Origin of the sequence: Streptomyces spiramenti (genome assembly GCF_012034385.1) — a bacterium.
In the GTDB taxonomy this organism is placed as follows: domain Bacteria; phylum Actinomycetota; class Actinomycetes; order Streptomycetales; family Streptomycetaceae; genus Streptomyces; species Streptomyces spiramenti.
The window spans coordinates 1-10,237 of sequence record NZ_JAAVJB010000188.1 but is presented as its reverse complement, the minus strand read 5'-3'; the positions used below and the strand labels follow the sequence as shown (position 1 = coordinate 10,237).

Annotated in this window: 7 protein-coding genes and 1 pseudogene; 7 read left to right on the top strand and 1 reads right to left on the bottom strand. The window is 75.4% G+C overall.

Features of this window, described 5'->3' with window-relative positions:
• Positions 1–2,247: pseudogene (locus HCJ92_RS18665) on the top strand (hypothetical protein); the annotation flags it as partial.
• Positions 2,248–2,278: 31 nt separating this feature from the next.
• Here the strand turns inward: HCJ92_RS18665 and HCJ92_RS18660 are convergent.
• Positions 2,279–2,563, bottom strand: coding sequence for a hypothetical protein (locus tag HCJ92_RS18660; protein ID WP_338054249.1), 285 nt, complete (start codon positions 2,561–2,563; stop codon positions 2,279–2,281).
• 212 nt (positions 2,564–2,775) lie between these two features.
• On the opposite strand from HCJ92_RS18660, the gene HCJ92_RS18655 reads away from it, so the two are divergent.
• The 6 genes from HCJ92_RS18655 (at position 2,776) to HCJ92_RS18630 (ending at position 10,154) form a co-directional block, all read left to right on the top strand.
• Positions 2,776–5,334: a sensor histidine kinase gene (locus HCJ92_RS18655; protein WP_167934764.1), complete on the top strand. Its 2,559-nt coding sequence runs from the start codon at positions 2,776–2,778 to the stop codon at positions 5,332–5,334.
• A complete protein-coding gene (locus tag HCJ92_RS18650; protein WP_167934763.1) occupies positions 5,331–5,768 on the top strand; it encodes a roadblock/LC7 domain-containing protein in 438 nt (145 codons plus the stop codon). The genes HCJ92_RS18655 and HCJ92_RS18650 overlap by 4 nt, the downstream gene beginning before the upstream one ends.
• A gap of 13 nt (positions 5,769–5,781) precedes the next feature.
• A complete protein-coding gene (locus tag HCJ92_RS18645; RefSeq protein WP_167934762.1) occupies positions 5,782–6,180 on the top strand; it encodes a DUF742 domain-containing protein in 399 nt (132 codons plus the stop codon).
• A complete protein-coding gene (locus HCJ92_RS18640; RefSeq protein WP_167934761.1) occupies positions 6,161–6,763 on the top strand; it encodes a GTP-binding protein in 603 nt (200 codons plus the stop codon). The genes HCJ92_RS18645 and HCJ92_RS18640 overlap by 20 nt, the downstream gene beginning before the upstream one ends.
• Positions 6,764–6,941: 178 nt before the next feature.
• The gene (locus HCJ92_RS18635; protein WP_167934760.1) at positions 6,942–9,005 is read left to right on the top strand and encodes an acetoacetate--CoA ligase; all 2,064 of its coding nucleotides are present in this window, start codon (positions 6,942–6,944) and stop codon (positions 9,003–9,005) included.
• A gap of 147 nt (positions 9,006–9,152) precedes the next feature.
• Entirely contained in the window at positions 9,153–10,154 is a 1,002-nt protein-coding gene (locus HCJ92_RS18630) for a hypothetical protein (protein WP_167934759.1), read from the top strand.
• Positions 10,155–10,237 lie beyond the last annotated feature (83 nt).

Here is a 10,237-nt window from a genome sequence, read left to right as displayed (position 1 = left end):
GCCCGGCTCGCCTCCTGGCGCGCGGGCTGCCCCGCCGGTCGACTCGCCGAGCTGACCGCCACCGCCACCGCCGGTCGCGAGGCGGTCACGGCCGCCGACAACGAACTCGCCGCCGCCACCGCCCTGCGCGCCGAGGCGGAGGAAGCCGGCGCGGAGGCGCTGCGGCTGCGCGAGGAACGGCAGGAGGCCCTGCAGCGGGCCCGGCGGCGCGCCGACGCCCTGGCCGGTCTCGCCTTCCGGCTGCGGGAGCGTTCGCGCTGGCAGTCCGCGCTGCGGGAACGCGCCGAGGACGCCGCCGAGGACGCCGCCCGCGCCGAGGTGCTGCTGGAACGCGCCCGCGCCGCGGACGAGGACCGCCGCACCGCGCAGCGAACCGCGGACGACGCGCGCCGCACGGCACGTGTCCTGCGCGCCGAGCGTGCCGAGATCGGGGGGCCGACGGAACCCGGCGACGCCGAGGACGACGCCGACACCCCGCCCGAGGCCGCCCTCCCCGCGCTCCGCGAGCAGTACCGCACCGCGGCCCGCCTCTACGACCAGGTCGGCGTCGACGCCGACCTCCGTGCGGAGCAGGCCCGGGCCGAGGGCGACGCCAGCGCCGCGCAGACCGCGCTCGACCGGCTCGGCGCCAAGGTCCGGGCGCGGGCCGCCAAGCTGCTGGAGACCACCGACGGCGCCGACGGCCCCTCCCGTCAGGCCGCCGCGGCCCGCGCCGAGGCGCAGGTCCAGCTCGTCGAGTCCCGCGCCTCGGCCGCCAGCGAGCAGCTCGGCAGGCTGCGGGGCGAGGCGGAGCGCCACGCCCCCTCCGACGGCGGCCAGCACACCGACCTCCCCGAGCAGCTCGTCCCGCGCGACGCCGACCACGCCCGCGAACTCCTGCGCACCGCCGGCGCGGAGGAGGCCGCCTGCCGCCAGAGCCTGGAGACCGCGCGAGAGGCGCACGCCGACCTCCAGGACGACCACCGCGCAGCACAGGACGCCACGGGCGCCTTCGAGGAACTCGCCGCCCAGCTGCGGGACCTGCTGCGTGAACCCGGCACCGGCGAGGAGGAGGACGAGGCGCCGGAGCCCTATCCCGGCGGCCCCGAAGAGGCCCGGCGTGCCGCGGCCGAGGCCCGCCGCTCGCTGCGGGGGTGCGCCGCCGACCTCTCGGCGGCGGAGTCCACGGTCCGCGAGGCGTCCGACCAGCTGGTCCGGCACGCCAACGCCACCCGCTACGAGCAGGTGCGGACCCCCGCCCGGCAGCAGATCCGCGAGTTGCCCGCCGCCGCTCTCCCCGACCACGCCGCCGCCTGGGCGGAGGCGTTCGCCCCGCGGCTGCGGGTGCTCACCGACGAGCTGGAGCAGCTGGAGCGGAACCGGGGGTCCATCGTGGCCCGCCTGCGGGGACTGGTCGACTCCTCGCTCGCCACCCTGCGGTCCGCGCAGCGGCTCTCCCGGCTGCCGGAGGGGCTGGGCGAGTGGTCGGGCCAGGAGTTCGTGCGCATCCGCTTCGAGGACCCCGACCCCGCCACGCTCACCGAGCGGCTGGGCGAGGTCGTGGACGAGACGACCAGCGCCGCGGTCCGCCGCAACACCGATCTGCGACGCGACGGCATGTCGCTGCTGCTGCGGGGGGTGGAGGCCGCGTTGCGGCCCCGCGGAGTGTCGGTGGAGATCCTCAAGCCGGACGCGGTGCTCCGTGCCGAGCGCGTTCCCGTCGGACAGATGGGCGACGTCTTCTCCGGCGGACAGCTGCTGACGGCGGCCATCGCGCTGTACTGCACCATGGCGGCGCTGCGCAGCAACGACCGGGGCCGCGACGAGCACCGCCACGCGGGGACCCTCTTCCTGGACAACCCCATCGGCCGCGCCAACGCCACCTACCTGCTGGAGCTCCAGCGGGCGGTCTCCGACGCGCTCGGGGTGCAGCTGCTGTACACCACCGGCCTGTTCGACACCACCGCGCTCGCGGAGTTCCCGCTGGTCATCCGGTTGCGGAACGATGCCGACCTGCGGGCCGGACTGAAGTACATCCGGGTCGAGGAGCACCTGCGGCCCGGCCTGCCCGCGGCGGCGGAGGGCGAGGACGGCACCCACAGCGAGATCACCGCCACCCGCATGTACCGTCGGCCGCGGAGCGAGCAGGAGGCCGCCCGGACGCGGGCGGCCGTCCCGGCGCAGAGCACGGGTGCGGCGGAGCCGGCCGCGACGGCGACCGGCGCGGGCCCGCGCGAGGAGGCGCCGCCCGGCGCCGACCAGGGCTGACGCCGTGCGGGGCGGCGCGTGGCCGCCCCGCTCAGCCCTCGCGTCCCAGCGCCCGGCGCCTGGCCACGCTGTTCGGCAGCGACACCACCCCGTGCCGCTGCCGCCACATCTGACGGGTGATCCAGATGTCCAGCACCCCCCATGTGGAGAGGATCACACTCAACAGGGTGCTGAAGACCATCGGCACCGCCAGCCAGGAGCCGGCCAGCGCGCTCAGCACCAACACCACCAGCTGAACCAGCGTCACCGCCACGAACAGCACCGCCCGGACCGCGGCGTCACGCACCGGGTCCGGCATACGGGGTCTTGGGTCCATCCTCCTGCGCTCCCTGCACGGCGAGATGAACGACGGGATGCGCGGAATTGTCACGCGCGACCATGTTAGAACGCCTTGCACGCCCGCATGTGAACAGTAAGGATGAGGCGCGCCGCACATCCACCGGCCCCCGCCGTTCCCGATCCGGGCCCGGGGAGAGAGGATGTTGTCCGGCACAACGACTCGGTTTCGCCACGGACTTAGGGGAGGTCATGCGCTTTCGGGGGAAGTCGGTCCGGCGGAAGATCACGGCGCTGCTCCTGGTGCCACTGACCTCGCTGGTCGCGCTCTGGGCCTTCTCGGTCGCGATCACCGCACAGGAGGCCCGCGAACTGCTCGCTGTCTCCGCGGTCTCCGACAGCCTCGGGCGACCGGCCGAGGCCGCGGTGCAGGCTCTCCAGCAGGAACGCCGCCAGACCATGGTGTACCTCGCCGATCCACGCAACCAGGCCGACCTGCGGCGCGCCCGCACCGCCACCGACGGGGCGGTGAGCCGACTCACCGCCGCCGCCGACACCGGCGCGCGGGCCGACCTCAACGAGGGCGCGCAGCAGCGACTGGACAGCCTTCTCAACGGGTTGGACCGCCTGGACCAGATCCGGGGGAACGTCGACGCCAACACCACCACGCGCACCAGCGCGCTGGAGGCGTACAACGGCATGGCGGAGCCCGGCGTCCGCTTCCTCTCCGCGCTGCACCTGCTGGAGAACGTCGCCCTGGACCGCCACGGGCGAGCCGTCTCCGGCCTCGGCCACGCCGCCGAGTCCCTCTCCCGCACCGACGCCCTGATCGCCGGCGCGCTGGTCGCCGGCCGGGTCACCGAGACCGAGCAGCGGCGGCTCACCGAGGGCGCCGCCGAGCGGCGCCAGGCGTTCGCGACCTACCTGCCCGACCTCCCGCTGGAGGACCGGCAGCTCCACGACTACTTCTGGCAGGTCGGGCTCGGGCACACCCTCACCGTCACCGAGGAGAACCTCGTCGCCCACGGCGAGGACTCCATCGGCCCCGAACGCTGGGAGGACGTCACCTCCGCCGCCGCCACCGAGCTGCGCTCGCTCGCAGACGCCGCCGCCGACCGGTACCAGGACGAGGTCTCGCCCGCCGCGACGGCGGTGCTCACCCGCGCGGCGGTCGCCGGTGTCGCGGGGCTGGCCGCCGTCCTCGTCTCGGTGTTCGTCTCCATCCGCGTCGGCCGCGGCCTCGTCCGCGACCTGCGCGCGCTGCGTCGTGAGGCCCACGAGGCCGCCGACGTCCGGCTGCCGGCCGTGATGCGCAGGCTGGGGGAGGGCGAGACGGTGGACGTGCAGACCGAGGTCCCCCGGCTGGAGTACGGCCGGGACGAGGTCGGCGACGTCGGCCGCGCCCTCAACACGCTGCAGCGGGCCGCCGTCGAGGCGACCGTCCGGCAGGCGGACATGCGCCGGGGCGTCTCCGACGTCTTCGTGAACCTGGCGCGCCGCAACCAGGTGCTGCTCCACCGTCAGCTCAGCCTGCTCGACACCATGGAGCGCCGCACCGACGACGCCGACGAGCTCGCCGACCTGTTCCGCCTGGACCACCTGACCACCCGCATGCGGCGGCACGCCGAAGGACTGGTCATCCTCTCCGGCGCCGCCCCGCCGCGGCAGTGGCGCAAGCCGGTGCAGCTGATGGACGTCGTCCGCGGCGCGGTGGCCGAGGTGGAGCAGTACGAGCGAATAGAGGTGCGGCGCATGCCGCGGCTCTCGGTGGCGGGCAACGCCGTCTCCGACCTCAGCCACCTGGTGGCCGAACTGCTGGAGAACGCCACCGTCTTCTCCCCGCCCCACACCGCGGTGCACGTGCAGGGCGAACGGGTGCCGCAGGGCTTCTCGCTGGAGATCCACGACCGCGGACTCGGCATGACCCCCGCCGCCCTCGCGGTGGCCAACGACACCCTCGCCAACTCCCCGGACTTCGAGCTCTCCGACACCGACCGCCTGGGTCTCTTCGTGGTGTCGCGGTTGGCCCGCCGGCACGACGTGCGGGTCACCCTCGCGCCGTCCCCGTACGGCGGGACCACCGCGGTGGTCCTGCTCTCCGGAGAGCTGCTGAGCGACGCGGTCGCCGACGACACGGACCACCGCGCGCCGCTGCCCGACCGCCCCTCGCCTCCGGCCCTGCTCAACGGCCCCGTCGACGGCCCGGTCGAGCTGGACGCCCCCGTCTCCGTACCCGGCCCGGACGAGCAGCAGGAGGCCCCGCCCTCCCGCCGCCGCCCCGAGGCTGACGTCCCGCTCCTGCCCCGCGCCGCGGCCCCGGTGGCCACCGACGTCCCCGGCGTCGGCCGCCACCGCGCACCGGACGGTGTCGACGACCCGACCGGGGAGGGCTCCGAACACGGCGCCCCCCGCGAGGACTCCCCGCTGACCCCGCTCCCGCAGCGCCGCCGCACCCCGGTCCTGATCGCCGAGAACGGCCGCCGACTGCACCAGGCGCCGGGCGCAGCGGACGAACCCGACCTTCCCGTGACCGGGCCCGTACCGGCGGCCCACCCCGCCGACGCCGCCACGGACGGCACCACGGCGGGTCTGCCCCGCCGGGTGAGGCAGGCCGGCCTCGCGCCGCAGCTGCGCCACGGTGCCCCGCCGCCCTCGGGCGGCTGGGACCCGGCGCCGGACGCCGACGCCGAGACGGTGCGTCAGCGGATGTCCTCGCTCCAGCGCGGCTGGGAGCGGGGGCGGGAGGAGATGGACAGCCGGTCACGGGAGAACCCGCCCGGTACCGACGGACGTGAGGGACGACAGCCATGACGGCACCGCAGACCGAACACGACAGGGGGCCCGGCCGCAGCGCGGAGCTCGACTGGCTGCTGGACGACCTCGTCTCACGGGTCGGCAGCATCCAGCACGCACTGGTGCTCTCCGGCGACGGGCTCGCCCGGGGCTCCTCGCAGGGCCTGGACCGCGAGGCCGGCGAACACCTGGCCGCGGTCGCCTCCGGCTTCCACAGCCTGGCCAAGGGCGTCGGCCGCCAATTCCAGGTCGGTTCGGTCCGGCAGACGATGGTCGAGCTGGAGGAGGCCTTCCTGTTCGTCGCGGCCTCCGGCTCGGGCAGCTGCCTGGCCGTCATGACCGGACCCGGCGCCGATGTCGGCCAGGTCGCCTACGAGATGACGCTGCTGGTGCGCCGGGTCGGCGACCACCTGGGCACGGCTCCTCGCCTCGGCGCGACCGACCCGGCGTGAGGCCGGCGGTGCGATGACCCAGGGTTGGTTCGACGAGGACGCGGGGCCGGTGGTGCGCCCCTACGCGATGACGCGTGGGCGCACCCGGGTCGCCGGGGGAGAGCGCCTCGACCTGATCGCCCTGGTGACGGCCCTCATCGGGGGCGGCCAGGAGCTGCCCGCCGACGCCACGCTCCCCGGCGGGCAGGGCCTCGCACCCGAGCACGGCGAGATCCTGTACCGCTGCCGGCGGGTGTCCGAGTCCGTCGCGGAGCTCGCGACCGGACTGGACCTCCCCGTGGGCGTGGTCCGGGTCCTCATCAGCGACCTGCTGGAGGCCGGCCTGGTCCGGGTCAGCCACCCGATACCGGCCGCTCAGCTACCGGACGAGAACATTCTGCGTGAGGTGATCGATGGTCTCCGGGCCCTCTGACATAGCAACGGCGGCCCCCGACCCACTGGCCCTGAAGATCCTGGTCGCGGGCGGCTTCGGAGTCGGCAAGACCACCCTGGTCGGCGCCGTCAGCGAGATCCGCTCGCTCCAGACCGAGGAGCGGCTCACCGAGGCGGGTCGGCCGGTGGACGACACCACCGGGGTCGCGGCCAAGCGCACCACCACGGTCGCCATGGACTTCGGCCGCATCACCATCAGCGACGCCCTGGTGCTGTACCTCTTCGGTACTCCCGGGCAGGAGCGCTTCTGGTTCCTCTGGGACGAGTTGGCCAACGGTGCGATCGGTGCGGTGGTGCTCGCCGACACCAGACGACTGGCCGACAGCTTCGCCGCCATCGACTTCTTCGAGAGCCGCGGACTGCCGTTCGCCGTCGGGGTCAACTGCTTCGAGGGGGCCGAACGCTACCCGCCCGAGGCGGTACGGGCCGCGCTCGACCTCGATCCCGACATCCCGGTGGTGCTGTGCGACGCCCGGGTGCGCTCCTCGGCGAGGGAGGCGCTGATCGCCGTGGTCGAGCACGCCCTGCGGCGGTCGGCCGCGGCGCGCAGCGCCATGACCTGACGCCGGGGCCGCCGCTCGGCGCGCCGTCCCGCCACCCGGGTGGCGGGACGGCGCAGCGGTCACCCACCCTGGTGCGGTCGGACGTGACGTGGCAGTGTCGCGCTGGACCGCGTCACGCGCACACCCCCGCACGTGCGCGGGGCCACGCACACGACGCGTATCTCACCGGGAGCCGACCATGACCACGACATCCGCCGACACCCCCGCCGCGCCCGAGCCGCTGTGGCGGCCGTCCCCGGAGCGGGTCGAGGCGGCCCACCTGACCCGGTTCCACCGGTTCGCCGCCGAGGCGCTCGGCGCCCCGGCGCCGTCCGGGGCGGGCCCCGCCGGCGACTACGCGGCGCTCCACCGGTGGTCGGTCGCGGAACCCGAGCGGTTCTGGGAGGCCGTGACGCGCTGGTTCGACGTCTCCCTGGGCGACGGGCCGGACCGTGTCCTCGCCGACGCCGCCATGCCCGGGGCGCGCTGGTTCCCCGGAGCCACCGTCAACTACGCCGCGCACGCGCTGCGGTGGGCCGACGACCCGGCGCGCGCGGAGGAACCGGCGCTGCTCGCCGTGGACGAGGGGCAGCAGCCGCGTCCGATCGGCTGGCGGGAGCTCCGCGACCGGGTGGCGGTGCTCGCCCAGGAGATGCGCGGGCTCGGGGTGGCCCCCGGCGACCGGGTCAGCGGCTACCTGCCCAACATCCCCGAAGCGGTCGTCGCATTCCTGGCGACTGCCGCCGTGGGCGCGGTGTGGACCTCCTGCGCCCCGGACTTCGGGGCCCGCAGCGTGCTGGACCGGTTCCAGCAGGTCGAGCCGGTCCTGCTCTTCACCGTCGACGGCTACCGCTACGGCGGCAAGGAGCACGACCGCACGGCCACCGTCGCGGAGCTGCGGCGGGAACTGCCCACGCTCCGGGCGACCGTCCACATTCCGCTGCTGGGCACGGAGCCGCCCGCCGGGGCCCTGGCCTGGAACGACCTCACCACGCCCGGAGCCGCCCCGCCCGCGCCGGAGTACCGGCGCGTCCCCTTCGACCACCCGCTGTGGGTGCTGTACTCCTCGGGCACCACCGGCCTGCCGAAGGCGATCGTGCAGTCCCAGGGCGGGATTCTCGTGGAGCACCTGAAGCAGCTCGGCCTGCACTGCGACCTCGGGCCGGGCGACCGGTTGTTCTGGTACACCTCCACCGGCTGGATGATGTGGAACTTCCTCGTCTCCGGACTGCTGGTGGGCACCACCGTGGTCCTCTACGACGGCAGTCCGGCCTACCCCGCGACCGACGCCCAGTGGCGGATCGCGGAGCGCACGCGCGCGACGCTCTTCGGCACCTCCGCCGCCTACATCACCGCCTGCGCCAAGAAGGACGTGCACCCCGCCCGGGACATGGACCTCGGCGCGACCCGCTGCGTCGCCACCACGGGCTCCCCGCTGCCGCCGGACGGGTTCCGGTGGCTGCACGAGGAGGTCGGGGCCGACCTGTGGATCGCCTCCGTCAGCGGCGGAACCGACGTCTGCAGCTGCTTCGCCGGTGCCGTCCCCACGCTGCCGGTCCACGTCGGCGAGTTGCAGGCGCCGTGTCTGGGCACCGACCTCCAGGCGTGGGACCCGGCCGGGAAGCCACTGGTCGACGAGGTGGGCGAGCTGGTGGTGACCAACCCGATGCCGTCCATGCCGGTGCGGTTCTGGAACGACCCGGAGGACCGGCGCTACCGCGAGAGCTACTTCGAGAGCTATCCGGGGGTCTGGCGGCACGGCGACTGGATCACCGTCACCGGCCACGGGGGCGTGGTCATCCACGGGCGGTCGGACTCCACCCTGAACCGGCAGGGCGTCCGGATGGGCTCCGCCGACATCTACGAGGTGGTCGAACGGCTGCCGCAGGTGCAGGAGTCGCTGGTCGTGGGGGTCGAACTCCCGGACGGCGGCTACTGGATGCCGCTGTTCGTGCGGTTGGCCGCGGCGGCGGCCGACGACCAAGCCCTGCGCGCCGCGATCACCACCGCGCTGCGGACCGAGCTGTCACCGCGTCACGTGCCGGACGCGATCATCGTCGTACCGGGCATCCCCCACACCCTCACCGGCAAGCGGCTGGAGGTGCCGGTCAAGCGGCTCCTCCAGGGCACCGCGCTGGAGAAGGCCGTCAACCCCGGCTCCGTGGACGACGTGGCGCTGCTGGCGTCCTTCGCCGAACTGGGAGCCCGTAGGGCGGTGTCAGCCGGCGGCGACGAGGAACCGCGCGGGGCCGGGCGCGGCTGAACCGACCCCGGGACCCGGCCGGGCGAGCAGCCGGTTGCCCGGTCCCGGCGGGGTGTCCTCCGAACCACTCGGACAGTGACTGTCAGTGCTTGTCGTTACGCTGCGTGATGATTGTTGTCGAGGGCCACGGCCCACGGAGGAGGTCCCATGCAGCGGACACCGTCGTCGCGTCCGTCCGGCGGGCGCGTCACCGACGCCGCGAACTACCGCCGGCTGACCGTCAGCACCGTACTCGTCGCACCCGACGGGGTCCCCGGGGGCCCGGCCGGTCCCGAGGGGCACGGCAGGGAGCCGGCGGGCCCCGGCGGCGGCCCGGAAGCGCGCGCCGCCTACCTCCGCGGCCTCGAACGGCACCTGCGGGGGCTCGCCCGCCGCGGTGGACCCGTCCGCCTCGCCGCCTTCGACACCGGTGACTACCTCGACCACTGCCACCGCACCGGCGCCGACCCCGGCGCGCACGCCGTCCGCGCCGCCTACGCGGGGGAACGGGTGGCGGACACCGCCGCCGTCCCCTACCGGGGCCAGCCCGTCGACCGCGCCCTGGCCGAACTGGCCGCGGCGGAAGGCGCCCGCCGCACCTGGGAGCGGTGCGCCGACCTCCTGGCCGCCGCCGACCGCTGCCCGCGGTGCGGCGGCCCCGGAGCGGAGTGCGCGTTCCAGCAGGCCGCCGACACCGTCACCGAACTGCTCCGCCGCGCCGGCCCCGGCAGCCGGCTGGTCTGCACCCTCAGCGACACCCCGGAGGCGTTGAGCGCGGCGATGCGCCACGGCGACGACCCCGGACGACCGGAGACCGGCGGCGCCGCGTCATCGGAACCGAGGGGCGCCCGCCCCTCCCCGCTGGCGTGCCCCGAAGGCCTGCTCCTGTGCATGGTGCTCTCGGCCGCGCTCGCCACCGGCGGCGACGCCGGACTGCTGCTGCGGACCGTCCCCGCAACCCCGCCGCGGGAAATGCCCCCGCCGCAGGAACTGCGGGGGTGGGAGGTCCACGGCGGCAGGGTGCGGGCGCTGAGTGCCACCGAGGTCGCGGTCGCCTGTGCCGCGCCGGTCGACGCCCGAGAGGCATCGGGGAGCCCCGACCCGGTGGGCGCCGCGGTCGTGCACCGCACGGCGCTGGAACTGCCCGGGTACCGGTGCCGCCCGATGTGAGCGACGCCCGACTGGGCGGGGCGTCGGGGAGTCGCACCCCGGCGCCCCGCACCGGTCGCGGCCCTCAGCCGCCCAGGGCCGCC